The organism is Halorussus salinisoli, from assembly GCA_005239435.1.
Taxonomy (GTDB): Archaea; Halobacteriota; Halobacteria; order Halobacteriales; family Haladaptataceae; genus Halorussus; species Halorussus salinisoli.
The window spans coordinates 395231-418378 of sequence record SZNP01000001.1 but is presented as its reverse complement, the minus strand read 5'-3'; the positions used below and the strand labels follow the sequence as shown (position 1 = coordinate 418378).

At 67.0% G+C, this 23148-nt stretch carries 23 protein-coding genes; 13 read left to right on the top strand and 10 right to left on the bottom strand.

Going from position 1 to position 23148, the window contains the following annotated elements; all coding sequences use genetic code 11:
- Nucleotides 1–150: 150 nt before the first annotated feature.
- The 3 genes from E2484_RS06625 to E2484_RS06615 are packed head-to-tail and all read right to left on the bottom strand — an operon-like array spanning nt 151 to nt 2300.
- Nucleotides 151–624, bottom strand: a complete 474-nt coding sequence (locus E2484_RS06625; RefSeq protein ID WP_137284432.1) for a molybdopterin-dependent oxidoreductase — start codon at nt 622–624, stop codon at nt 151–153.
- Between the two features lie 7 nt (nt 625–631).
- On the bottom strand, nt 632–1765 hold the full coding sequence (locus E2484_RS06620; RefSeq protein ID WP_137284431.1) for a radical SAM protein: 1134 nt from the start codon (nt 1763–1765) through the stop codon (nt 632–634).
- Nucleotides 1766–1769: 4 nt separating this feature from the next.
- On the bottom strand, nt 1770–2300 hold the full coding sequence (locus tag E2484_RS06615) for a halocyanin domain-containing protein (RefSeq protein WP_137284430.1): 531 nt from the start codon (nt 2298–2300) through the stop codon (nt 1770–1772).
- Between the two features lie 119 nt (nt 2301–2419).
- Between E2484_RS06615 and E2484_RS06610 the strand changes: the two genes are divergently transcribed.
- Both E2484_RS06610 and E2484_RS06605 read left to right on the top strand, forming a co-directional pair.
- Nucleotides 2420–3037: a hypothetical protein gene (locus tag E2484_RS06610; RefSeq protein WP_137285321.1), complete on the top strand. Its 618-nt coding sequence runs from the start codon at nt 2420–2422 to the stop codon at nt 3035–3037.
- 64 nt (nt 3038–3101) lie between these two features.
- Complete coding sequence (locus tag E2484_RS06605) at nt 3102–3653, top strand: metal-dependent hydrolase (protein ID WP_137284429.1); 552 nt, start codon at nt 3102–3104, stop codon at nt 3651–3653.
- A gap of 38 nt (nt 3654–3691) precedes the next feature.
- Here E2484_RS06605 and E2484_RS06600 read toward each other — a convergent pair whose 3' ends face one another.
- The 7 genes from E2484_RS06600 to E2484_RS06570 are packed head-to-tail and all read right to left on the bottom strand — an operon-like array spanning nt 3692 to nt 12739.
- Complete coding sequence (locus tag E2484_RS06600) at nt 3692–4978, bottom strand: P-loop NTPase (RefSeq protein WP_137284428.1); 1287 nt, start codon at nt 4976–4978, stop codon at nt 3692–3694.
- A 1-nt stretch (nt 4979) separates the two neighbouring features.
- Nucleotides 4980–5618 (bottom strand): hypothetical protein, encoded by a 639-nt coding sequence (locus tag E2484_RS06595; RefSeq protein WP_137284427.1) that lies wholly within the window; start codon nt 5616–5618, stop codon nt 4980–4982.
- A 6-nt stretch (nt 5619–5624) separates the two neighbouring features.
- Nucleotides 5625–6548, bottom strand: coding sequence for a HEAT repeat domain-containing protein (locus E2484_RS06590; RefSeq protein WP_137284426.1), 924 nt, complete (start codon nt 6546–6548; stop codon nt 5625–5627).
- Nucleotides 6545–7561, bottom strand: a complete 1017-nt coding sequence (locus E2484_RS06585) for an ethylbenzene dehydrogenase-related protein (RefSeq protein WP_137284425.1) — start codon at nt 7559–7561, stop codon at nt 6545–6547. The genes E2484_RS06590 and E2484_RS06585 overlap by 4 nt, the downstream gene beginning before the upstream one ends.
- Nucleotides 7554–8387, bottom strand: coding sequence for a TorD/DmsD family molecular chaperone (locus E2484_RS06580; protein WP_137284424.1), 834 nt, complete (start codon nt 8385–8387; stop codon nt 7554–7556). Before E2484_RS06580 ends, E2484_RS06585 begins: the two co-directional genes overlap by 8 nt.
- Nucleotides 8388–8396: 9 nt before the next feature.
- Nucleotides 8397–9578 carry a 4Fe-4S dicluster domain-containing protein gene (locus tag E2484_RS06575; protein ID WP_137284423.1) on the bottom strand — a complete coding sequence of 394 codons (1182 nt, stop codon included), beginning with the start codon at nt 9576–9578 and terminating at the stop codon, nt 8397–8399.
- The gene (locus E2484_RS06570; protein ID WP_137285320.1) at nt 9578–12739 is read right to left on the bottom strand and encodes a molybdopterin-dependent oxidoreductase; all 3162 of its coding nucleotides are present in this window, start codon (nt 12737–12739) and stop codon (nt 9578–9580) included. Before E2484_RS06570 ends, E2484_RS06575 begins: the two co-directional genes overlap by 1 nt.
- 207 nt (nt 12740–12946) lie before the next feature.
- Between E2484_RS06570 and E2484_RS06565 the strand changes: the two genes are divergently transcribed.
- The 11 genes from E2484_RS06565 (at nt 12947) to E2484_RS06515 (ending at nt 23105) form a co-directional block, all read left to right on the top strand.
- On the top strand, nt 12947–13810 hold the full coding sequence (locus tag E2484_RS06565) for an extracellular solute-binding protein (protein WP_170977255.1): 864 nt from the start codon (nt 12947–12949) through the stop codon (nt 13808–13810).
- Between the two features lie 25 nt (nt 13811–13835).
- The gene (locus E2484_RS06560) at nt 13836–14063 is read left to right on the top strand and encodes a DUF2249 domain-containing protein (protein ID WP_137284421.1); all 228 of its coding nucleotides are present in this window, start codon (nt 13836–13838) and stop codon (nt 14061–14063) included.
- Nucleotides 14060–15439 carry a hypothetical protein gene (locus E2484_RS06555; protein ID WP_137284420.1) on the top strand — a complete coding sequence of 460 codons (1380 nt, stop codon included), beginning with the start codon at nt 14060–14062 and terminating at the stop codon, nt 15437–15439. The genes E2484_RS06560 and E2484_RS06555 overlap by 4 nt, the downstream gene beginning before the upstream one ends.
- A gap of 60 nt (nt 15440–15499) precedes the next feature.
- Complete coding sequence (locus E2484_RS06550) at nt 15500–16399, top strand: phosphatase PAP2 family protein (RefSeq protein WP_137284419.1); 900 nt, start codon at nt 15500–15502, stop codon at nt 16397–16399.
- Nucleotides 16400–16585: 186 nt separating this feature from the next.
- Nucleotides 16586–16813, top strand: coding sequence for a DUF2249 domain-containing protein (locus E2484_RS06545; protein ID WP_137284418.1), 228 nt, complete (start codon nt 16586–16588; stop codon nt 16811–16813).
- 22 nt (nt 16814–16835) lie between these two features.
- Nucleotides 16836–17144, top strand: a complete 309-nt coding sequence (locus E2484_RS06540; protein ID WP_137284417.1) for a cupin domain-containing protein — start codon at nt 16836–16838, stop codon at nt 17142–17144.
- Between the two features lie 518 nt (nt 17145–17662).
- Nucleotides 17663–19960 carry a nitric-oxide reductase large subunit gene (locus E2484_RS06535; RefSeq protein WP_137284416.1) on the top strand — a complete coding sequence of 766 codons (2298 nt, stop codon included), beginning with the start codon at nt 17663–17665 and terminating at the stop codon, nt 19958–19960.
- A gap of 190 nt (nt 19961–20150) precedes the next feature.
- Nucleotides 20151–21215, top strand: coding sequence for a copper-containing nitrite reductase (nirK, locus tag E2484_RS06530; protein WP_137284415.1), 1065 nt, complete (start codon nt 20151–20153; stop codon nt 21213–21215).
- 113 nt (nt 21216–21328) lie between these two features.
- Nucleotides 21329–21703 (top strand): cytochrome c maturation protein CcmE domain-containing protein, encoded by a 375-nt coding sequence (locus E2484_RS06525; RefSeq protein WP_137284414.1) that lies wholly within the window; start codon nt 21329–21331, stop codon nt 21701–21703.
- Nucleotides 21700–22434 (top strand): ABC transporter ATP-binding protein, encoded by a 735-nt coding sequence (locus tag E2484_RS06520; protein ID WP_137284413.1) that lies wholly within the window; start codon nt 21700–21702, stop codon nt 22432–22434. The genes E2484_RS06525 and E2484_RS06520 overlap by 4 nt, the downstream gene beginning before the upstream one ends.
- Nucleotides 22431–23105, top strand: a complete 675-nt coding sequence (locus E2484_RS06515; RefSeq protein WP_137284412.1) for a heme exporter protein CcmB — start codon at nt 22431–22433, stop codon at nt 23103–23105. Before E2484_RS06520 ends, E2484_RS06515 begins: the two co-directional genes overlap by 4 nt.
- The last annotated feature ends 43 nt before the right edge of the window (nt 23106–23148 follow it).

Below are 23148 nucleotides of genomic sequence, written 5' to 3'. Positions count from 1 at the left end.
TAATCGGATACTGTTCGTCTGCTTACAGTGTGAACTGGGACTGCAAGTACCGCGGAGAGACCCTCTCCCGCTCGGACCGTGACGCGCTCAAGGAAGCGGCGAAAGATCACATCATTCGGCAGTAACTGATTCGCCGCCTGAAGCGGGATATCAACCGACTCTCGGCTCTTCCCCGGCGTCCAGCGTGACGGCCGAAATCCGCTCGACGCGCTTGACGAGTCGCTCGCCGTCCACGCCGTCAGCGACGAATCGCGGGAGTCCGGCCTCCTCGTCGTCGCGACCGCCCCGGCGCTCGAACGCCACGATTCCGTCGAGCGAGGGCAGAACCGGCACGTCGGCCGCGAACTCCGCGGCCTCGATTCGGAGGTGGGTCGTCTCGCCTGGGAAGTCGGCCGCGGCCGCGAGCGCGTCCACCGGGACGCCCGCCCACTCGTCGGTCGCGCGGACGCCCGAGGCGCACTCGACCGTGCAGGTGCGGGTCGCCCGCGGGAGATCGCCGGTCCGGGTTTCGGCGGGCGAGACGACGACCGTCTTTCGGCCCTCGACTTCGACCGGGCCGGGCGGCTCGGGTCCCGTGGGCGTTCGCTCTCCGTCCTCGTTCGATTCGACGTTCGCGGATTGCATGATTCTCCTACGTAGAGTTGACCGCGTGCTCCGGGTCCGTTTCCGGTCCCGGGTCGGCGTCGTCCCACGGGAGCGGGCCGTCGTAGCCCTCGGGGACGAACGAGCAGAGCGGGTCGCTTTCGAGGGGGTCGCCCGTGGTCGCGTAGGCCCGCGACCGACTTCCGCCGCAGACGTTCCGGTAGGGACAGGCCCCGCACTTGCCGCGGAGGGCGTCCTCGTCGCGGAGCGACTGGAAGAGGTCCGAGTCCCGGTAGATGTCCACGACGCTCCGCTCGCGGACGTTGCCCGCCGACTCGGGCAGGAACCCCGAGGGGTAGACCTCGCCGACGTGGCTCACGAAGGCGAAGCCGTCGCCCGCGGTGATGCCCATCTGGCGCTTCGGGGTCGCCTCGGTCTGCTGGATGGACACCCGCCGGTAGTGGGGTGCCTCGGTCGTCTTGAGGCCGAAGGGCCACTCGTCCGCCTCCTCGACCAGCCACTCCATCACGCGCTCGGCCCGGTCCGGCGAGATGGGGTCGAGCGCCGTGCCTCGACCTACCGGCACGAGGAAGAAGACGCTCCAGAGGACCGCGCCGAGGTCGGCCACGAGGTCGGCGATTTCGGGCAAGTCCGCGATGGTCTGGCGGCAGACCGTGGTGTTGACCTGCAAGGGAAGCCCCTCGTTGGTGGCGGACTGGGCGGCCGACACCGTCTCCTCGAAACTCCCCTGCTCGCCGCGGAAGGCGTCGTGGCGCGCGGCGTTCGCGCCGTCGATGCTGACCGCCATCCGGCGCAGGCCCGCGTCGGCGAGGTCGGCCACGGCGTCGGGCGACAGCGAGGCGGTCCCGCTCGGGGTCATCGTCACGCTCAGGCCGACTTCGGTGCCGTACTCCACGAGCTCCACGGCGTCGTCGCGCTTCAGCGGGTCGCCGCCCGAGAACACCACCAGTTGGTTCTCGCCGAACTCGCTGGTCTGGTCGAGGAGGGTCTTCGCCTCCTCGGTCGTGAGTTCGTCGGGATGGCGGTCGGGTTGGGCGTCGGCCCGGCAGTGTTCGCAGGTCAGGTCGCAGGCCTGCGTCAACTCCCAGATGAGGACGAAGGGTCGCTCGTCGGTGTCGACCCGTCGCGGCGGCCCTGCCGAACGATGCGCTGGTTTCGACATGGAGTTACTCCACGACGATTGCGCCCTTCATCCCCATCGCCTCGTGGGGCGTGCAGGCGTACTTGAACTTGCCCGTGCTGTCGAAGGTGTGCAAGAAGGTGTGGCCCTCTTCGCCGACCGTCTCGCTCTTGAACTCGCCACCTTCGGCTGCGACGTTGTGGGACCCGCCCTCGCCGGTCCACTCCCAGACCACCTTCGTCCCCTTCGAGACTTTGACCGCGGCGGGACCGAACGCGAACGCGCCGTTGTTGCCCTCCGCGCCGACTTCCACCGTGACCTCCGACGAACCGGTTTCGTCTACCACGCCGTCGTAGTTCCCCACGTTGTCGAACCAACCGTCGAAACTCATCGACTCGCTCCCGCCGGAGTCGCTCCCGCCGGAGTCGCCGTCGCTTTCGTCGCCGCCCGAGTCGCCGCCGGAATCGTCACCGCCGGAACCACCGCCGCCGCTCGAACAACCAGCCAGCGCCATACTGGTCGCGCCGACAGCCATCGTCTTCAACATCGTTCGTCGGTCGAGAGTATCTCGGTTCATCTTCACTCGGTCCTTTGGGGGCTACATAAATGGCGGTGGCCCTGATTCCCACTTTGTGAAAACGCATTTCGAACGTGTTCGGGGTTATGGCTACCCGACGCTCGGCGATAGTTGCAAGTATGCCCACCATCCCGCGACCCTTCGCCACCGACGACGCCGACGAGGAGACGTTCGACGAGTACGACGAGTTCCGGCCGGACCACCTGCCCGAACCCGGCCCGTTCCTCGACGGGACCGACCTGCTGACCGGCGACGACCACTGCGCGTTCCACCGACTCACGCGCGACATCTTCGAAGAGCGCGGCGTCTACGACGCCACCTTCGGCTACAATCTCGCCCGACTCAACCTCGACACCCGGCACCCCGACGCCGGGTGGCGGTACGCTCGCGCGCCCGACGCCGCGTCCGAAGGGAGCGACGGGGCCGACTCCGCCGACGTTCTGCTCGCGGAGTTCACTCCCACGACCGAGTTCTGTCCGCAGAGCGACAGTCTCACCGTCGGCGCGTTCCGGGCGTGGAACGGTCTGGCCGACCGCCACGACTACGACCGGGTGACGGTCGCGGTCGCACCGATGCACCACGAGAGCACCGAGATCAACGAGAAGCTTCGGCGGTTGGACGACCGACTTCGGAACGGTGACGGCAACGTAAAAGCGGCTAACGAAAACGACAATATTGCCAAAAGAATGGAAGAGGTTTCTGAGAAGGACCCGGACGACTCGTCGCTTCCGTTCTGACGCGACGCGTCGCGCCGGTGGACCCTGCCACCAAGAGTATGGGCGCGAGTATCGAACGACCTGTATGGTCGACGTATCCGGACACCTCGGCATGGCGCTCATATGGCTCGCACCCGCGTGGCTCGTCATCGACCACCGGAAGACCGCCGCGACGTTCGTCGGCGTCGGGTTCTGGTTCGGGATGCTACCCGACGTAGACCTCGTTCTGGAGGGAATCCTGCCGACGGTCAAGCACCACGGCGTCTTCCACACCGTGTTCACGGTCACGATTCTGGCCGCCGTCATCGGCCCGCTGGTCGGGTGGGTTCTGAAGACGGCGCTGGACGACTCCGACTGGTTCTCCGAGGCGGCGGAGGCCAACGCCTACTCGCTCGGGTTCGTGATGGTGTTCGTCGCCGGTGTTGCTCACGTCTTCGCCGACATGCTCTCGGCCCCGGACATCTCGGAGGCCATCGAACCGCTCTGGCCGCTCTACCGCCAATCGTTCGGCATCGACGTGGTGTGGTACAACAATCCGTGGTTCAACTGGGGCCTGCTCGTCGTCGGTATCGCGCTCAACGTCGGTCTCTACTACTGGCAGAAGCCCAGTGGCGGTAGCGCCTCGCCGACGTCGTAGCGAGAAACGAACGCTACAGGTTCGAGACGGCCGCCGACTCACGCCGCCCGCCGTACCTCTAGCACCCACTCGTCGGGCGCGCGGCGATGCACCTCGCAGGTGTCGAACACGTCGTCGGCCGACCCACCGTCGCACTCCCCGGCCAGCATCTCGGCCAGCGGCGAGGGGTCGTGGTCGTTCACCACGTAGAACTCCTCGCCCGGGTCCAAGGCTCGGAACTCCTCGCCGACCTGCTCGTGGCGGATTCGCGGCGGCAGACCCCGAACGTCGAGCGCCGAGTCGGGCACCGAGACCGGTCCCGTGTCGTCGCGTTCGAGGTGGTCGCTCACTGCTCCCGCGAGGGCGGCCACGGGCGCAGGCGGTTCCTCCGAATCGGGAGTCTGCAACCCGCGGTCGAACGGGAGTTCGGCCAGCACCTCTACGCCCAACTCGTCGCCGGGGTCGCCGTCGCCGTAGAGGTCGTGGTCGTGGCCGCAGTTCTCGCAGGTGAACCCGCGCATGTTCACGGCCGCGCCGACGACCGGAACGCCGTTCTCCTCCAGCAGCGCGGCGCTCCGGCCCGTGTCCGAGAGGCTGGTCGGAAACGGCGTTGTGACCAGGACCGACCCCGTCACCGGCACCTCCTGGAGCATCGTCAGCACCACGTCGCCGGTGCCCGGCGGCAGGTCCACGACCAGCACGTCGCGGTCGGACCACGCGGTGTCTTCGAGCAGTTCGGTCAGCGCGTCGTGGGCCATCGCCCCGCGCCACGCCAGCGGTGCGTCGTTGGCGATGAGACCGATGCTCATGACCTGCATACCGTCCACCTCCGCCGGAGCGGCCTGTCCGTCGTCGGTGGCTTCGACCGGCCCCTCGACGCCGACCATCTCGGGCACGTTCGGGCCGTGGATGTCGGCGTCGAACAGGCCCACGTCGTAGTCGTCGGCCAGCGCGCGAGCGAGGTGGGTCGCCACGGTGGTCTTGCCGACCCCGCCCTTCGCGCTCCCGACCGCGATCACGTGTTCGACCTCCGGAAGCATCGACCCGGAGCCGTGGTCGTGCGCTCGCGCCGCGCCGCCGTGCGTCCCGCCAGCCGAATCGGGGGTGTCGCCCTCGACCCGGACCTGCTCGACGCCCGCGACTTCGAACGCGGCGCGTCGGATCGCCTCCGAGACTTCCTCGGCGTCTTCGGGGTCCGCGCCCGCCAGATCCACCGAAATCGTGGCGATACCGTCGGCGACCGACACGTCGGTCACGAGTCCGGCGTCGACGACGCTCGCACCGAAGTCGGGGTCCTCGACGCTGGCGACCGCCTCGCCGACGCGGGTTTCGATAGTTTCGGTCATCTTACCACGCCTCGAAGTCTTCCAGCGGATTTTCTTCGTCTTCGCCCTCGCCCTCGTCGTGCATCAGGGTGCCGCCGTAGGGCCGGAACTCGAAGTCGTAGGCGTTGGCCACTCGGTCGAGTTCGTCCTCGCGCTCGGCGATGACGCCGGTATCGAAGTCGCCTTCCTCGACCGCGGCGACCAACTCGTCGTCGCCGACGACTCCGTCGGCGTAGGCCGAGGCCACGCCGTCGCGGAACTGGTCGGCGTTCCGGCGACACCGCATCGCTTCCTCGAAGTCGTCGCGGATTTCGGGCGTGGGTTGGCCGCGGTCGGTCGGGATTCCGGAGAGGCGGCCGACCGCGCGCTCGTCGTAGTCGGCGGCGGCCGAGAGGACCGCCGCGACCTGCTCGGTCGGTACGAGGGCGTCCCACTCACTCCGGGCCTCGTCGGCCACCAGCGCCGAGACGACCCGTTCCCACGTCGTGTCGCGCTCCACGTCCTCGAACACCTCGGCGACGAACGCGCCGACGTGTTCGTCGGGGATGGAGACGCCGACGGACTCACGCTTTTCGTCCGTCGAGCCTCCACCCTCTTCGCTCGCGGAGACGCCGACTGATTCGCCCTGTGCCGCTTCGCTCTCTGGGTCAGTGTTCGACATAGTGTGTCACCTCTGGGTCGGGTCGCCGGGAATCTGTCCGCCGCTCGGTCCCGGCCCGTCGGGGGTTCCGCCCGGACCGTCTCCGGGACCGCCGCCCGGCGTCTCGCCGGGTGCCTGGGGTCCGCCGCCGGGCGGGCCGTCGTCTATCTCCACGTCCAACTGGTCGGGGTCCACGCCGCGGGCCGACGCCAGCGCGCGCTTGACAGTTCGCTTCACGTCGTCGCTCCGGTCGGTGACGCCGTGGGTTTCGAGCGCCTGCTCGGCCCGGTCGGTGGCGAGGTCGCCGAGCGACTCGGCCGCCTTCGCCCGGACGAACGCCTCGGGGTCGCGGGCCAGCACCGCCGCCAGCAGGCGAACTGCCTCCTCGGCTCCCGTTCCGGCGTCGTCGGCGCGCTTGCCGAGGTAGAGGGCGGCGTACTCCCGGACCGCCGGATGGGGGTCGTTCTTGATTCGGTCGGCCAACTCCTCGGCGGTCGCTCGCTCGGTCTTGCCCAGCGCGATGACCGCGTTGCGCCGGACCCACCCGCTGTCGTCGCCGAGCGCGTCCGCGAGCACGTCGGCCCCGGGCGCGACCCGCGAGAGCGCGACCACCGCCTCGGCCCGGACCCACTCCTCGTCGTCGCCGAGCGCGGCCCGGATGGCGGTTTCCGCGCCCTCGGTCGCGTCGTTTCCGGTCGCTTCGCCTCCGGCCACGCCCAGCGCCTCGACGGCGAACTGACGCACGTCCTCGCTCTCGTCCTCGGCGAGTCGTTCGGCGAGCGCGTTCGCGGTTTCGGGGTCGAGACCCTCACTCTCGGCGCGGTCCACCAGCGCGAGCGCGGCGTCCTGGCGCTCGTACTCGCAGGGCGATTCGAGCAGGCTCCGGAGGTCGGTCTCGTCGTCGGCGGGCGACCGAGCGCGGGCGCTCCGGTTGGCGTACTTCTCGCTCATCCTCTGGCCCTCCAGTAGACGACCGACCACGTGAGCAGGGTCGTCGCCACGAGACCGACGACCCAGTTCGTGACCGAGTGAGTCATCCACAGACCTTCGGACTGACCGCCGGAGTCCGACCCGCCGTCCGATTCAGCCGACTGACCCGCGCTGCTCGATCCACTCGACCCACTGCTCGCGTCGCTCATCGCCCATTCCCCGGTGTCGAGTTGAGTGAACTGGAGCGTCAGCGACTTCTGGCCGTTCACCTCGTCGGCGCTCCCGTTCCACACCGCGAACGCGAGGTAGACGTTCTCGCCCTCGGAGAGGTCGGCGTCGAACTTACCCTCGGTGCCGTGTTCGCGGACGAACACCACCGACCAGCCGTCGTCGGTCCGCTCGGCGCGCGCCCGGACGTTCTGGCGCGGCGCGTGGGTCAGCGACCCGTACCCCTTGGCGTAGTAGTTCTGGGCGAACCGGTCCGTCGGCGGCGTCGAGAGCGGATTCCCGGCGGCCCGTGCTGGCTTTGTCTCGTCGTCGGGATGCGGGTACGCGTACATGTCGCCGCCCGACGACTCGTCGTCGGCCGACTGCCAACTCGCGCGCCAGTACCAGATATCCACCGGCTTCCCGGCCGCGCCCATCGTGATGGGCGGTTGGTCGCCGGTCCGGAGCATCACCGCGGCGGCGTCGCTGTAGTTTTCCGGCGCGCGGATGTTGGCGTCGCGGGTCGGGTCCTCCCACGTCAACCGGAACGCGGTGTGGCTGTCGTTGTGGACGGTCTGGACCGCCATCTCGTCGATGCTCCCACCGCCGAACGGGGGAGCCATCTGCTGTTTCGACAGCGAGACCGTGCGCTCGGGGGCGTCGCTCCACTGGGACGCGCCGGGGTCGCTCGGCACCGACTCGACCGACATCGCCGGTTGGCTCCCGCTCGTGACCGCGGCCGTGACCGCGGTCTGTGCGACGACGAGTGCGGCCACGACGACGGCCGTGACGATGGTCGCGCGCCGCGCGGCGTCTCGATCAGGCACGGGACCGCACCTCCGACGACGCCTTGAACTCCACGTCCGGTTCGGGGTGGCTGGCGAGGTCGCGGGTGACGACGTTCTCCGCGAGGTCGGCGGCGGCCCGGTAGACCGCCGACGCGTCCTCGGCGTCGACGTCCGTCGATTTCCGGACCTCGTGGGCGAACGCGGGCACGAAGTCCCCGAGGTGTTCGTCCAGGACCATCGCCTCGGCGCGTTCGAGGTTGTCGGCGGTGTCGGTATCGCCCTGCTCGTGGGCGACCGCACGCCGCGCGGCCAGCACCTGTAGCAGTTCGAGTTCCACGACCACGTGGTCCTGTCGCTCGTCGAAGTCGCCCGACGGTTCGACGCCGAAGGCTTCGAGCAGGCCGACCACGGTGGCGATTCGGCGCTGTTGGCGGCCCACCTCGTCGCCGACCGTGTACTCGGCCTCGTAGGGCACCACGGGGTAGGTGCCGTCGTCGCTCGGCAGTCCGAACAGGTCGTTGTACGCCGATTCGAGCGACTCGCAGTCGGTCGAACCGAGCGCCGAGAGCAGGGCCTCGACCTCGGCGGTCAGGTCGAGCGTCTCGGCCGCCGACCGGAGACCCTCGGCGGTCTCGTCGTGGGTCAGGTCCGCGACCAACTCGTCGTCGGGGTAGCAGAGCGCGCCCGCCGCCGCGCTGTAGAGGGCGGCGCGGGCCGAGTGGCGCTCCGCGGCGGTCGTCGCACCGGACTGCGGTTCATCGTTCGAGGCTTCTCTTTCGTTGCTCGACAAACTTTTTTCGTTCTCTAACGAATGTTCTTCGTTCTTCGCGCTGGCGTCGTCGTCGGTTGGGGGTGTTTCGTCCATGCTGTCACCTCACGGTTGGTTGGTCCACTGCTCGCCCTCGCGGACTTCGAGGTCCTCCTCGATGGGCATGTCCACGACTTTCTTTCCTTTCCGGTCCCAGCCCTTCACGCGGTTCTCCTTGACGTTGTACGTCTCGATGAGTCGAGTCGTCGCGCCGAACAACTGGAGGACGCCGAGCAGGTGATGGCTCGGGTTCCGTACTCGTTGCTGGATGATCTCGATGGACTCCTCGTAGGTGCTACCGGGCCAGTCGTTGCGCTTCTGGTCGGTGTTCGGCGTGAACATCTGGGTCAGGAACTCCGGCGGCACGTGGTACGGCGGCATGTAGAACACCTGCGGCCGGGTGCCGAACTGCGGATACAGGGGCAACCCGACCTTCTCGTCGGACTTCGCGAGGTAGTTGACGGGGCTCCGACCCGGCGCGGCCGACTTCTTGCCGTTGGGCCGTCCTCGGTCCGGCCCGCGATTGATGTTGCCGTGGAGTCGCGTCTTCCCGATGCAACTGCTCACGCACCGCGGGACGTTGCCCTCCTCGATGCGGGGGAAACAGCCGACCGGTTTCTCCGACACCCCGGTCTCGGGGTTGTACATCGGCTTGTGGTACGGGCAGGCCTTCACGCACTTGCGGTAGCCCCGACACCGCTCCTGGTCGAGGAGGACGATGCCGTCCTCCGAGCGCTTGTAGATGGCCTTCCGGGGACAGGCCGCCAGACAGGCCGGGTTCTTGCAGTGGTTGCAGAGTCGCGGCAGGTAGAACTGCCAGATGTCGTGGTACTTCCCCTCCTCGGGGTCGGACTCGACCACTTCGTCCTCGGGGTACTCGCCGTGAACCGAGTCGTCGCCCAGCGCGGGGTACTCCCACTCCTCCTTCTGGGCGACGTAGCCCTTGACTTTCTCGCCCTGGTCGGCGGCCTCGAAGATGGTCTCGTCGGGACCCAAATCGTCGAGCAGTCGCATGTCCCACCCCATCGGGTAGCCGCCGTAGGGTTCGGTTTCCACGTTCATCCACCACATGTACTCCTCCCCCTTCCCGCTGGTCCACGTGGACTTGCAGGCGAACGAGCAGGTGTTGCAGTTGATGCACCGGTTCGTGTTGATTATCATCCCCCAGTGCCAGTCGCGCTCCTCGTCGCGGCGTTCGTAGGGGTAACTCTGCTCTCGTCCGAGTTGTGGGTTGTACACTTCTGGCATCAGTCGTCACCTCTCGTCGTCGTTCCGCCGCCGTTCGACTGGAGTGACCCGCCGATGTAGTCCTGCACGAGGTCGTCGCGCCTCGCATCGCCGGGCCACCAGTCGGCCTCCTCGTACTTCTCGACGGTCACGAGGTCGTCGCGGTTCACCCCAGTCGGTGCCCAGACGGTCTCCTCGTAGCCGTGCTCGAGTTCCGCGCCGTGCCACGCGATGTCCTCGGAGATCTCCTCGGAGATGTTCGGGTCGCCGAACACGGCCTTGTGGACGAGTTCGTCCACCTCTTGGCCGGGGTCTATCCAGATATTGGTCGTCGTGTTGAACCCCTTCACGTCGTCCTCGTCGGCGTCCTCGTCGTCGGGGAAGTGCTGTGGCCACCAGCCGTGCCAGACGGTGAGTTGGCCCATGTCGCCCGCCTTACCCGGTCGTTGGCGCTCGCTGAGCATCGCCCGGACGACGGTCCCGCCGCGCTTGCCCTCGATTCGGACGTAGTCGCCGTTCTCGACGCCTATCTTTTCGGCGTCGCTCGGGTGAATCTCCACGAAGGCCTCGCCGAGCGGCGGGGCCTCGCTGGTCTCGCCCTCGCCCTCGGGGAACGAGAAGTCGTCCACCAGTCGCTCGGTCCCCTCGGGGTCGGCGCTGGTCGAACCGAAGTCGCGGGCCGACCAGATGAGGTTCCAGTCGGTCATGCCCCACGAGGAGTGGGTTCGGTACTTGCTGTGGGGCGTGTTGTAGTAGAACTGGTAGCCCTCGTCGTGGTAGAGGGGGTTCTCCTCGTCTTTCGCCGAGTCCCACTTCTGATTGACGCCGTAGGGCGTCCCCTCGACGCTCTCGATGTGGTCGAGGTCGTCGCGCCCCAGTTCGATGAGCCGGTCTTCCTCCTTGTGGAACTCCATCCGGCCGGTCTTGGTGTAGAACGGCCGATCCTCGTGAATCTGAGAGTAGAAGGGGATTCGAGGGTACGTCTTGAGGTTCAGGCGCTCGGGACCGTCTTCGAGGTCCTCCACGTCGATGCCCTGCGTGGTCATGCCCGCGTCGAGGGTCTCCTGGATGTACTTGCGAACGTCGCCGTCCTCGTCGAGGAACTCCGAGAAGTACGACCGGAACGAGAGGTCGCGTTCGCTCTCGGGTATCTTCTCGTCGAGTTTCTCGGCGACTCGGGCGATGACCTCCCCGTCCTGCATGGTGTCGTAGATGGGGTCCATCACGCCGTGGTCCATCGTGATGAAGGGGTTCTCGGGACCCACCGTGATGTCGGGGTAGTCACACTCCAGCCACGACGGGGCCGGAAGCACGATGTCGGCGTGCTGGGCCGAGTAGGTCATGTGGATGTCCGAGACGACGAACAGTTCGTTCTCGGTGTCGGGATGCTTGACGAAGTTGTTGATGACGTGCTCCTGATGTTTGGTCTGGTTCAGGAGGTTGCAGTTCATCGTCCACAGGATGGTCGGTTTCGACATCGTGTACGTCTCCGCCCCTTTCGGCATCACCGGCTCGTCGGCGTCACCCTGGGGCACGAGGTCCAACTCGCGGTCGAAGTCGCCGCGAATCTCGTGGGGGTCCAACTGCTCGCCGCCGAAGAACGCGAAAGCGTACCCCGGATACATCCCGTGGGCGCTCATCCCGTCGGGGTTGACGTAGCGGGGATACCCGTCCACGAGTTCGATCTTGTACTGGCCGGAGTAGTTGTAGTAGCCCTTCCCGGCGTCGCCCACGTTGCCCAGCATCGACTGGACGAAGAAGATCGATCGCTGGAGCGAGTCGTTGGCGTGGAACCAGTGGTTGATGCCCTCGCCCGTGAACCACTGGCCGTTCTCGGCCGCCGCGAACTCTCGGGCCGTCTTCCGGAGCGCGTCGGCCGGGACGGTGGTGATATCTTCGACCGTCTCCGGCGAGTAGTTCTCCAGGATGTTCTGCTTCTGCCGCCCGAAGTCGGTTCGGACCGAAACGGAGCCGCCGTCGGCCAGCGAGACCTCGGTGTCGGCCTCCAACTGCGGAGTCACGGGCATCTCGTCGCCGACTTCCTCTCGCGTGACCGGCGCGGGGTCGCCGTTCCGGTCGAGGACTACGAAGTCGCCCCAGTCGTGTTCGTCCTCCTCGTTCGGGGGTTCGCGGTCGGAGAAGACCTCGTGGGCGCGGAGGTACTTGTCGTCGTCCTCGCGCACCAGCAGGGGGAGGCTGGTGAACTTCCGCATGAAGTCGGCGTCGTACAGTTCCTCGTCGATGATGACGTGGGCGAACGCGAGCGGAATCGCCGGGTCGGAACCGGGGCGAATCGGGAGCCAGCGGTCGCACTTCTGGACCGTCGGCGAGTAGTCGGGGTAGATGCCGACCATCTTGCCACCGCGCTCGCGGGCTTCCTGTAGCCAGTGGTTGTCCGCGAGTTTGTTGTGGATGAGGTTCTTGCCCTGAATGATGGTGTAGTCGCCCTTTCGCCACGCGTTGGCGTCCGAGTCGCTGGTCTGGTAGCCGGTCGTCATGACGTGACCCGGCGGCAGGTCGGCGTACCAGTCGTACTCGGTCCACTCGCACCCGCCGAAGATGGAAGCCAGCCGACGGCCCGCGCCGTGGCGGGTGAACAGCCCGTCGGCCTTGATGGCGTTGAAGATGTGGAACCGCTTGCGGTCGTCCAGACTCGCCATCTTCTCGGCGATGAGGTCGATGGCCTCGTCCCACGAGACGCGCTCGAACTCGTCCTCGCCGCGGCCCTCGGGATTCGGGTCGTCTGGGTCCCACCCTTTCCGAACCATCGGGTACTTCATCCGACTCGGTTCGAAGGTCCGGCGGTGGAGCGTCAGCCCCTTCATGCACCCGCGGGGGTTCCAGTTCTGGCTGACGTCGGCGTCCTCGTAGCCCGAGGGGCCGACGCTCGGCTCCTCGTTGTGGTAGACCTGTTCGGCCCGAATCGGCACCCCGTTCTTCATGTAGAAGTTCAGGGCGCACGACTGGGTGCAGTTGGGGTGGCAGACCGTCCAGTCAACCTCGTCGTAGGCGTAGATGTCGTGGTAGACCTGCTCCCAGTCCCGATTCGGGTAGGACTTGAGTGGGTTGTCCACCTCGGTCACGGGTTCGACGCTCTGGGTCGCGCCCCAACCGCTGGTGAGGAGCGCGCCGACAGCGCCCGTCCCGGCACCGCGGATGAAGTCGCGGCGTGAGAGACTCACCGCGAACCACCGCCCGTCGCTCGTCTCGGCGTAGGTACTCGCGTCATACACCGGACGTTGGCGACCTTACGTCCTTCAATCGGCGAGCCGATTCTAACGGCGTGACAACGCCTCCGAACACCTTCGGGTCGGGGGTTTTTCAGTGAGATTCCCAACCGGTGAGAACGCCCGCACTCCTTTTTGAGAGTCCAGAGCCGACGCTCGAACGTGAGACGACGAAGCCTACTGCTCTCGGGGTGCGCGCTCGCGGGCGGCGCGCTCGGAGTTCGGGTCACGGGGTCGGGCACCGGGACGACCGACTCCGGCACGGCCGACGCGCTCGTCGCCGGAAGTCTTCAGACCGTCGCCGGCGAAGTGGCCGGGGCGACCGTCGAGGCCCACGGGAGTCTGGCCGCGGCCGAACTCGTGCGCTCGGGAGCGCGCGACCCCGACGCGCTCGCGCTCGCGGCCCCCGAACTCGTCTCCGACCTTTCGGGGTGGCGCGCCGTCTTCGCCGGTAACGCGCTGACCGTGGTCTACGACCCGAACTCCGAGTACGCCGACGCCATCCGGGACGACTGGCGGGCCGCGCTCGCGCGCGAAGAAGTCACGGTAGGCCGGACCGACCCCGCCCGCGACCCCCTCGGCTACCGGACCCTTCTCGCGCTCGACCTCGCCGGTCGGAAGGGCGTGCCCGTCGACGCGATTCGGGAGAACGCCGACGTGTTCCCCGAGACCCAACTCCTCCGGACGCTGGAGGCCGGAGGACTCGACGCCGCGTTCGCCTACCGGAACATGGCGGTCGCTCACGACCTGCCGCGGGTGGACCTGCCCGCGAAACTCGACCTCTCGGACCCCGCACTCGCGGACCACTACCGGACCGCCGAGGTGTCGGTCGAAGGAGAGACGATTCGCGGCGAACCGATTCGGTACGCCGCGGCGTTCCTGACCGACCAGGGAAAACCCTTCTACCGGAATCTGGTCGAGAACGCCGAGCGCCTCCGGGAGTACGGATTCGCCGTGCCCGAGGAGTATCCCGTCGTCCGCGGTCGGGGAGAACTGTCCGTCGAACATGGTCGGGACAATCGATAGGCGGTAAACGGCCGGAACTACACCCATGACAGCGAACGAGACCAAGCGGGAACTCGACGCCCGCGACATCGACGGCGAACCGTTCGGGGCCATCACGTCGGCGCTCTCGGACCTCAGCGACGACGAGACGCTGGTCCTCGTCAACAGCTTTGAACCCGAACCGCTTTACGCGGTGCTCGACCGGCGCGGTTTCGACCACGAGACCGAGCAGGTCGCGCCCGACGAGTGGCGGGTGGAGATAGAACCGCGATGAGCGTTCCCGGCGGTATCGACGCCGACCGCGGCCCGCCGATGGCGATTCCGCTCGCGCACTTCGTCGCGGGATTCGGGTTCCTGCTCGCGGGCGCGGCGCTCGGCGTCGTCGGCGCGGCGGGCGTCTCGCCGGGACTCTCTCGGGCGGCCGACGTCCACCTCCTGCTGGTCGGGTGGGTCTGCGTCACGATTCTGGGCGCGATGACCCAGTTCGTCCCGGTCTGGTCGGGCGTCGAACTCCACTCCCGGCGACTAGCGGTCGCGCAACTCGCGCTCGTCGCCGGCGGAGTCGCGGGGTTCGCGGGCCTGCTCGTGACGGCCCGACTCGACTGGCTTCCGGTCGCTGGCGCGGCCATGCTCGCGGGGTTCTGGACGTTCGTCTACAACGTCGGCCGGACGCTGTGGAGCGCGGCGTCGGGGGAGTCCGCGGACGAGACCGCCGGTCTCGCGCTCGACCCGACCGAGCGCCACTTCGCGCTCGCGCTCGGCTACGTCCTGGTCGTCACCGCGCTCGGATTCCTGCTCGCGCTGGATTTCGTCCGGCCGACGCTGGCCCCGGCGGGTCTCGCTCGGTCGCAGGTCGTCGCGGCCCACGCCACGCTCGCGGTGTTCGGCGTGGTCCTCACGACCGTCGTGGGCGCGCTCTACCAACTCGCCACGATGTTCACCCAGACCGAACTTCACGGGGTGGACACGACGCTCCAGCGAGTCGAGGAGGTGGCGTACCCGGTCGGCGTGGTCGCGCTGGCGGGCGGGCGACTCGTCGATGCGACCTGGGTCGGCCGAATCGGCGCTCTCCTCGTCCTGACGGGCCTGCTCGCGTTCGCGGCGGTCCTCGCGCGAAAGCTCTCGGAGACCAGAGTCGAGCAGACGCCGATGCTGTCCAGATACGCGGTGGTCGCACTCGCGCTCCCGGCGTGGGCGCTCGCGGCGGCCCCGGCGTGGCTCGCCGACCCGACCGACCCCGTGACAACCTTCGGCCACCCCAGCGCGGGCCATCTCCTGACGGCCGCGGTGGTCGGGTTCGTCCTGCTCGGGACGCTCTACCACGTCGTCCCGTTCATCGTCTGGGTCCGCCAGTACAGCGACCGGGTGGGGCTGGAACCGGTGCCGATGATAGACGACCTCTACGACGGCCGCCTCGCCGCCGCGGACTTCTGGCTCACGCTCGGCGGTCTCGGACTGGTGATTCTCGGCGAGGTCGGAGCGGTCGGGACCGCTCGCCTCGTCGGTGCCGTCGCGGCCACTCTCGGTTTCGCGGTCTTCTCGGCGAATCTGGTCGGCGTCGTGGTCAGACACGGCCCGGAGTCGCTCCGAATCGGCGCGGTCGGTAGCCCTGCGGCGGAGTCGGGCGACCCCGACGAGCAGTTTCCGTGACCCCGGGTTTCGATGGAACGAGTAGCGGTCAGGTGAACTCGCGGAAAGCGGACTTCTTTTGTGGTCCGAGGAGAGGGCCACTACCGAGTCCAGATGAACCGATTTCCGGCGCTCAGTCGTGCGATTCGAACCCTGTTTCCGCCCGAGGTCGCCGACCTGTTCGTCCCCCTGACGTATCTAGGCGACCCCACGATTCTGCTGCTCGTCGTCGCGGGGGTCTACTGGCGGACCGCGGACCGAGGTTGGTCGGCGGCACTTCTCCCCGTCGCCCTCGGCGGTCTCGCGCTCAGTTCCGGTCTCAAGGGCCACTTCGCGCTCGCCCGCCCGCCGGTCGAGTATCACCGAATCGCGGTCGGTGGACTGGCGTTCCCGAGTGGGCACGCGCTCGGTTCCACGGTCGTCTACGCCGCCACCGCGCTCGCCGTCGATTTCGGGACGCGGACGCGCCGATTCGCTGCCGCGGGTCTCGTGGTCGGCGCGGTCGCACTCTCGCGGGTGGTTCTGGGCGTCCACTACCTCGGCGACGTGGTCGCGGGAATCGCAGTCGGTCTCGCGTACGTGGCTCTCGTCGCGCGTCTCACCCGGCAGGACGTTCGCTCGGCCCAGCACGACGCTCGACCGGCGTACTGGGCGGCCCTGCTCCTCGCCGCAGGTGCGGCGGTCGGCGGGCACGGGGTGGTGCTTCTCGGCGCGGCCGCTGGCGGACTCGTCGGCTGGACCGCGGTTCCGGTCGCCGACCGCCAGCGTCTCGACTTACCGTCGTATTCCGTCGTACTGGCCGGTCTACTGGCGGTCCTCGGCCTCCGACTCGCCAGCCACTTCGCACCGCCCCGGCCGCTCCTCCGGGCGGGTCTGCACGCGGTCGCGGCGTTCGGAATCGTGGCGCTTCCGACCGTCGAGTGGTCGCGCCTCGCGCGAGCGTGGCGGCGACTCGGCCAGCGAGGGGAACGACCGGAGTGAGGTAGTCTGTTCCCGACTCCTACCACCGAGGAAGTTCTACAATCACTCGAGATATTTTTATATTTCTTAGACATAGATATTTGTTTCTCTTAGCATCTACCACCGGGTGCTCGGCGGTGAGCACCCGTGGCCCCGAACACGTTCGGGAAAACCGCGAAGGGACGGCCACGACTATCTCCACCTGTCATGCCGAGATTAGACGTCCGTGAGATTCCGCCGCCGCAACGTCACCCGAAGATACACGACGCCTTCGCCGACCTGGACAGCGGCGAGGTCCTCGAAATCGTCAACGACCACGAACCCAAGCCGCTGTTCTACGAGATGCAGGCCGAGGTCGAGTCGTTCGACGCCGACAACTACGAGGTCGAACGCGAAGAGACCCAGAAGTTCGTGGCCAAGTTCCCGAAGCAGTAGCGACCGCGACGACTCCACAGCCATGACCGACACAGTCGCACTCGACGACCTGACCGAGCGACCCCGCGAAGTGGCGTTTCCGGGGTCGGAACCCAAGACCGTCCGCCTCTCGCTCGACGCGGGCGACGAGGTTCCGGCCCACCGTCATCCCGAACGCCAAATCGTGATTCACCTAGTCTCGGGCCGCCTCGACGTGCGAGTCGACGGCGAGTCGAACGTCCTCGAACCGGGCGACCTGCTGCGATTCGACGGTAAACGGGAGGTGTCGCCGAAGGCCGAGGAGGACAGCACCGCGCTGCTGGTGTTGGCTCCTCGGTCCGACGACGAGTAACGTCGGTTCGGAACCTGCGGTGTGCGGTCGCAGACACGCCGGTGTGGCATCGCTGGTGTGGCTCTCGATTCACGTGCAGACGCGAACCGACGAGTCTGGATCGCTCGTCTTCCCACTTTCCTACCGCGGACCTCGCGACGATTCCCGAAGGCGACGAAGTGAACGTCTACTCGGACTAACGAGCCGTGGCGTTTCGAGAGGGCCAGCAGTCGTCGAGGAGACCGAGTAGTCGACACCTGCTCGACCTGCGGAGCGTCCGCACCGTCTCCCCTGCGGTCCTCGGGCCTGCGCTCGCTTCGTGCGACGTTCGGTCGTGCTACGCCTTTTAAATCCAGTCGTGTGAAACCGTCTCGACCACGAATCGTGCCGGAACCGAACTTGTCGCAGTACGGTTATTTCCGACTCTATGATTGGTGAGATATGGGTGTCCTCGTCCGACCGAACACGTTCGTCCGACTTCCCAGAATGCAGGAACCGCGTTCCAATTAAAAGCCCCACGAGGGGTAACCTCGACGTGTATGAGAGTCAAACGTCGCACGCTCGGCAAGATACTCGCGGTCGTCTTCGTCCTGAACTTGGCCGTGATGGGCGTCGGGGCCTGGTACTCCTATCAGGAGGCCCCGCCCATCCCCAAGGAAGTGCAGGGGCCGGACGGCCAGACCATCGTGACCGCCGAGCAAGTCCGAGACGGGAAGACAGTCTTCCAGTCGAACGGGATGATGAATCACGGGTCGATTCTGGGTAACGGGGCGTACTACGGCGAGGACTACACCGCCGACACGCTCGACCTGAAGGTGCAGTTCATGCGCCAGTACTACGCCCGCGAACAGTACGACACCGATTCCTACAGTGGTCTCTCGGACGGCGAGCAGGCCACCGTAGACGTGGCGGTGAAGTCGGACCTCACCGACGGTGAACCCGGCGACCGCATCGAGTACTCCGCCGCCGAAGCGTACGCCCACGACCAGGTCCAGCAGGTCTACGTCGAGCGCTATCACGAGGGGAGCCACGAGCGCGGCGTCCCGGCCGGAATGATAGAGAGCGAGGAGGAGGCCGAGCGGTTCGCCGACTTCGCGCTCTGGACCGCGTGGATTTCCCACACTGACCGGCCCGGCGCGGACCACAGTTACACCAACGAGTGGCCGTACCACCCCGCGGCCGGTAACGACGCCACCGGCGCAGCCATGACGTGGAGCGTCATCGCGATGATTCTGCTCGTCGCCGGGGCCGGATTCGGCGTCTGGCTCTACAAGTCCATCGAACTCCCCGAACCCGAGACCGAGGGCGTCACGGTGCCCCGACCCGACGAGGTGAACCTGTTCCCCGGACAGGCCGCCTCGCTCCGGTTCGCCGTCGTCGGCGCGGGACTGTTCCTCGCGCAAGTTCTGCTCGGGGGCCTGCTCGCGCACTTCTACATCGAGCGCGACGCCTTCTTCGGACTCGGCGAGATGCTGGGCTTCGACATCCTCCAGATTCTGCCGTTCTCCATCGCCAAGACGTGGCACCTCGACCTCGGCATCCTCTGGATTGCCACCCTGTGGCTCGGCGCGGGGCTGTTCCTCCCGCCGTTGCTGACCGGCCACGAGCCCCGCAAGCAGGGGACGTGGATAAATCGTCTGCTCGGGGTCCTCGTCGTGGTCGTCGTCGGTGCCATGGCGGGCATCTGGCTCGGCTCGAAGGGGTACTTCGGCGACACACTCTGGTGGATTCTCGGCAACGAGGGGCTGGAGTACCTCGAAATCGGTCGGCTCTGGCAGGTCGGCATCCTCGTCGGCTTCCTCGCGTGGGCCGCCCTCGTGGCGCGCGGTCTCAAGCCGCTGCTCGACCGCGAGCCGAGATACGGTCTCGCGCACATGATTCTGTACGCGGGCGGTTCCATCGCCCTGCTGTTCACCGCGGGCTTCCTTTACACCCCGCAGACCAACATCGTCGTCACGGAGTTCTGGCGCTGGTGGGTCGTCCACATGTGGGTCGAGGGCGCGTTCGAGTTCTTCATCGTCGCGCTGGTCGGCGTCACGCTGGTCAGCATGAACCTCTTGACCAAGCGCTCGGCCGAGAAGGCCGTGATGGTCCAGGCCCTGCTCGTGATGGGCACGGGCGTCATCGGCGTCTCCCACCATTACTGGTGGGTCGGCCAGCCCGACATGTGGGTGCCCATCGGGAGCGCCTTCTCGACGCTCGAACTCATCCCCCTCGTTTTCATCCTCTACGAGGCCATCGGACAGTACCGAGCGATGTCCGGCAGCGATGAGTCGTTCCCCTACACCCTGCCGTTCATGTTCATCATCGCCAGCGGGGTGTGGAACTTCGTCGGAGCGGGCGTCCTCGGGTTCTTCATCAACCTCCCGTTCATCAACTACTTCGAGCACGGGACCTACCTCACGGTGGCTCACGCCCACGCCGCGATGTTCGGCGCGTTCGGCTTCCTCGCGCTCGGCATGGTGACGTACATGCTCCGAATCGCGGTGCCCGAGTCGAAGTGGAGCGAGCGCAACCTCCGGTGGGCGTTCTGGACGTGGAACGTCGGGCTGGCGCTGATGGTCGGCATCAGCCTGCTCCCGGTCGGCTTCCTCCAGCTGGAGGTGGCGTTCACACAGAGCTACGACGCCGCCCGGAGCCTGTCGTTCTACGAGGGCGACCTCGTCCAACTGCTATTCTGGCTCCGGATGCCGGGTGACACGCTGGTCATCCTCGGTACCGCCATCTTCGGCTACGACGTGGTGAAGAAGGTGCTGGCTCGCGGCGAGACCACGCCGACCGACGACCCCGCGGACGCGCCCGTGGCGGCCGGGTCGGTCGTCGAGAGCGACGACTGAGACGCGGTCGGCGCGTCGCTTCTCTTTTTCCGCCTTCTCGCACTATCTATCAAATTTCGTCCGGAATCCGCGGCGATTCTCAGAACCTGAGAACGCTACGAACACGTTCGTTAGCCTTCTTGCGGCCTGAGAATCGGTTTCCCGATTGAAGGTGTGGCGGTCACTATCTGCAACTGTAAGGTGACTCCCAATGCCCGCAACCAATCGTCGCACAGTCCTGCAAGGTATCGGCCTCGGTGGCGCAGCCACGCTCGCCGGGTGTACCTCCCGGTCGGCGCCCAAAGCAACCCAGACTCAGAAAGCCATGAACGAACAGAAACAGCAGACAGTCGAGCGCGTCGCCGCGGACCCGACCGACATCCCGGACCCGATTAGCCGCACCGAGCCGACGGAGGTTGACGTGACCCTCCGGCCCGAGGAGGTCACGGCCGAGATCGAGGACGGGGTCACGTTCAACTACATGACCTACAACGGGCAGGTTCCCGGCCCGATGATTCGGGTCCGGAAGGGCGACACGGTCAACCTCACCTTCGAGAACCCGGCCGAGAACGACATGCCCCACAACGTGGACTTCCACGCCGCGGCCGGACCCGGCGGCGGTGCCGAGGCCACGATGACCGCGCCGGGCGAGACTGCCAACCTGAAGTTCAAGGCGACCTACCCCGGCGCGTACATCTACCACTGTGCCGTCCCGAACATGGACATGCACATCTCCGCGGGCATGTTCGGCATCATCCTCGTCGAACCCGAGGATGGTCTCCCCGAAGTGGACCACGAGTTCTACTTCGGCCAGATGGAGATATACACCGACAAGCGGGCGGGCGAGAAGGGCCAGCACAACTTCGACATGGAGGCGATGAAGCGCGAGGAGCCGACCTACGTCGTGATGAACGGCGAGAAGTACGCCTGCACGCCCGACAAGTACGGAGCGGGCAAAGTCGAGACCGGAGACACCGCGCGAGTGTTCTTCGTCACCGGCGGCCCGAACCTCACCAGTAGCTTCCACCCCATCGGCAACGTCTTCGAGAAGCTCTGGCCCGAGGGGTCGCTGACGACCCGACCGCAGACCCACATCCAGACCAAGCAGGTCGCGCCGGGGAGCACCGCGATAGCGACGATGGGCTTCCCGGTTCCGGGTGCGTTCAAACTGGTCGACCACTCGCTCAGCCGAGTCGCCCACAAGGGTTGCATGGCCGTCGTGGCTGCCGAGGGCGAGGAACGTCCGGAGATCTTCGACCCCGAACCGAACGCCTAACGCCGCGATGCTTCTTTCGTAGCACGGGTCGCGACCGACCACCGACGCCGGCAGTCGTGCAAGGTAATCCGAATTCGATACAATAATACCGATTCGTTGCACAACTATCGGGAGTGCGACGGAAGACCAAACTCGTCGTCGCGGCCGTGGGGATGCTCGTGCTGTTCGGCGTCCTCGGAACGACGACGATGAGCGCCACGACGGAGTTCGTCACGCCGACGTCGCTCGACGAGGGCGACTACCGGGGCGAGTGGGTCAACCTCGAAGGGTCGGTCGAGGGTCTCGACGCGGACGGACAGCGGGCTACCTTCCGCGTGAACGACGGCAACGTCTCGATTCCGGTCGTCTACGAGAAGCAACTCCCCGATACGATGCAGAACGGTCGAATCGTCGTCGCTAAGGGCGTCTATCGGGACGGACGGCTTACCGCGAAGGAACTCTCGGTCCGGGCACACGAAGGCGAGGAGCGCCCCGACGACGCCGGATGAGTCCCAGCGACCCGCCCGCGATTCGAGTCGACGGCCTCTCGAAGTCCTACGGTCAGTTCCTCGCGGTCGATAGCGTCTCGTTCGCCATCGAATCCGGGGAGACGGTCGGACTGTTCGGACCGAACGGTGCCGGGAAATCGACGCTCCTCCGGACGATTGCGGGACTGGTCCGTCCGACGAGCGGCGAGGTGTTCTTCGACGGCGACCCGTTCCGCGCCGACGACTCGTCGGCGTATCGCCGAATCGGCGTCGTGACCCACGAGTCGATGCTGTACGACGAGATGACCGCCCGCGAGAACCTCCGTTTTCACGCGAAACTCCACGGACTCGCCGACCCGCGCCGACGGTGCGAACGCGTACTGGAGACGGTGGGGTTGACTCGCCGGGGGAGTCACTTCCCCGACGAGTTCTCTCACGGTCTCCGGAATCGACTGTCGCTCGCGCGGGCGCTCCTGCACGACCCGGACGTACTGTTGCTCGACGAACCGTACTCCGGACTCGACCAGCGCGCAGTCGCCGACCTCGAAGGCGTCTTCGACGAACTCGACGACCGGACTGTCGTCCTGACCACCCACGACCTCGACCGAGGACTCGACCGGTGTTCGCGCGCGCTCGTCCTCGACCGCGGAACCCTCGAAGCCGACCTGCCGACCGCACCGTTGTCGAACACCGAGTTCGAGGCGTCGTATCGCCGCGCCATCGGACTCACCGAGCGAACCGACGACAGATGAAAGCGTATCTCACAGCAGTCGCGCACGTCGTCAGGAAAGACCTCCTCGTAGAGGCTCGGACGAAGCGAGTCACGGCGACCGCCGCCGTGTTCGCGCTGTTGATCGTCCTCTCGTTCGCCTTCAGTTTCGTCAAGTCGTTCGAGGACCCGCGAGTCGTCGGCCGCGGAGCGCTCTGGATAGCGTTCCTGTTCGCCGGGACGCTCGGGGCCAGCAAGACGACGGCCATCGAGAAGCGAAACGGCGCGCTGGACGGACTCCTGCTCGCTCCCATCGACCGGTCGGCGATCTACGTCGGGAAGGTCGTGAGTACCGCGACGTTCGTACTCGCGGTGGACGTCGTGACCCTCGCCTCGACCGTCGTCTTCCTCGGGTGGACGCCGACGGCCCGGACCGTCGGCGCGCTCGTGGGCGTCCTCGCCGCGGCCGCGGTTGGATTCGCCGCAGTCGCCGTCGTCGTCTCGACGCTGACGTTCCGGTCGGGGTTGGACGAACTCGCCCTCCCCGTCCTCCTCGTCCCGCTCGTCGTGCCGCTCCTGCTCGCCGGAGTCGAGCTGACCGCGGCGCTCGCCACGGGCGCACCGCTCGGGTCGTGGCTTCAGATACTGCTCGCGTACGCGGGCGTCCTGTTTTTCGCTGGACTGGCGACCTTCGAGTTCGTCCTGGAGGAGTGAGCGCGGTCGGTGTGCGACCGGGACTGGTCTGTCCGTCGTGACT

What these genes read in the sequence shown, in the direction of transcription:
- E2484_RS06625 (WP_137284432.1), bottom strand. Translation starts at nt 624, where the DNA reads ATGCAATCCGCGAACGTCGAATCGAACGAGGACGGAGAGCGAACGCCC.
- nirK (WP_137284415.1), top strand. Translation starts at nt 20,151, where the DNA reads ATGCCCGCAACCAATCGTCGCACAGTCCTGCAAGGTATCGGCCTCGGT.
- E2484_RS06610 (WP_137285321.1), top strand. Translation starts at nt 2,420, where the DNA reads ATGCCCACCATCCCGCGACCCTTCGCCACCGACGACGCCGACGAGGAG.
- E2484_RS06600 (WP_137284428.1), bottom strand. Translation starts at nt 4,978, where the DNA reads ATGACCGAAACTATCGAAACCCGCGTCGGCGAGGCGGTCGCCAGCGTC.
- E2484_RS06520 (WP_137284413.1), top strand. Translation starts at nt 21,700, where the DNA reads ATGAGTCCCAGCGACCCGCCCGCGATTCGAGTCGACGGCCTCTCGAAG.
- E2484_RS06560 (WP_137284421.1), top strand. Translation starts at nt 13,836, where the DNA reads ATGACAGCGAACGAGACCAAGCGGGAACTCGACGCCCGCGACATCGAC.
- E2484_RS06615 (WP_137284430.1), bottom strand. Translation starts at nt 2,300, where the DNA reads ATGAACCGAGATACTCTCGACCGACGAACGATGTTGAAGACGATGGCT.
- E2484_RS06620 (WP_137284431.1), bottom strand. Translation starts at nt 1,765, where the DNA reads ATGTCGAAACCAGCGCATCGTTCGGCAGGGCCGCCGCGACGGGTCGAC.
- E2484_RS06605 (WP_137284429.1), top strand. Translation starts at nt 3,102, where the DNA reads ATGGTCGACGTATCCGGACACCTCGGCATGGCGCTCATATGGCTCGCA.
- E2484_RS06545 (WP_137284418.1), top strand. Translation starts at nt 16,586, where the DNA reads ATGCCGAGATTAGACGTCCGTGAGATTCCGCCGCCGCAACGTCACCCG.
- E2484_RS06595 (WP_137284427.1), bottom strand. Translation starts at nt 5,618, where the DNA reads ATGTCGAACACTGACCCAGAGAGCGAAGCGGCACAGGGCGAATCAGTC.
- E2484_RS06540 (WP_137284417.1), top strand. Translation starts at nt 16,836, where the DNA reads ATGACCGACACAGTCGCACTCGACGACCTGACCGAGCGACCCCGCGAA.
- E2484_RS06515 (WP_137284412.1), top strand. Translation starts at nt 22,431, where the DNA reads ATGAAAGCGTATCTCACAGCAGTCGCGCACGTCGTCAGGAAAGACCTC.
- E2484_RS06580 (WP_137284424.1), bottom strand. Translation starts at nt 8,387, where the DNA reads ATGGACGAAACACCCCCAACCGACGACGACGCCAGCGCGAAGAACGAA.
- E2484_RS06575 (WP_137284423.1), bottom strand. Translation starts at nt 9,578, where the DNA reads ATGCCAGAAGTGTACAACCCACAACTCGGACGAGAGCAGAGTTACCCC.
- E2484_RS06590 (WP_137284426.1), bottom strand. Translation starts at nt 6,548, where the DNA reads ATGAGCGAGAAGTACGCCAACCGGAGCGCCCGCGCTCGGTCGCCCGCC.
- E2484_RS06535 (WP_137284416.1), top strand. Translation starts at nt 17,663, where the DNA reads ATGAGAGTCAAACGTCGCACGCTCGGCAAGATACTCGCGGTCGTCTTC.
- E2484_RS06555 (WP_137284420.1), top strand. Translation starts at nt 14,060, where the DNA reads ATGAGCGTTCCCGGCGGTATCGACGCCGACCGCGGCCCGCCGATGGCG.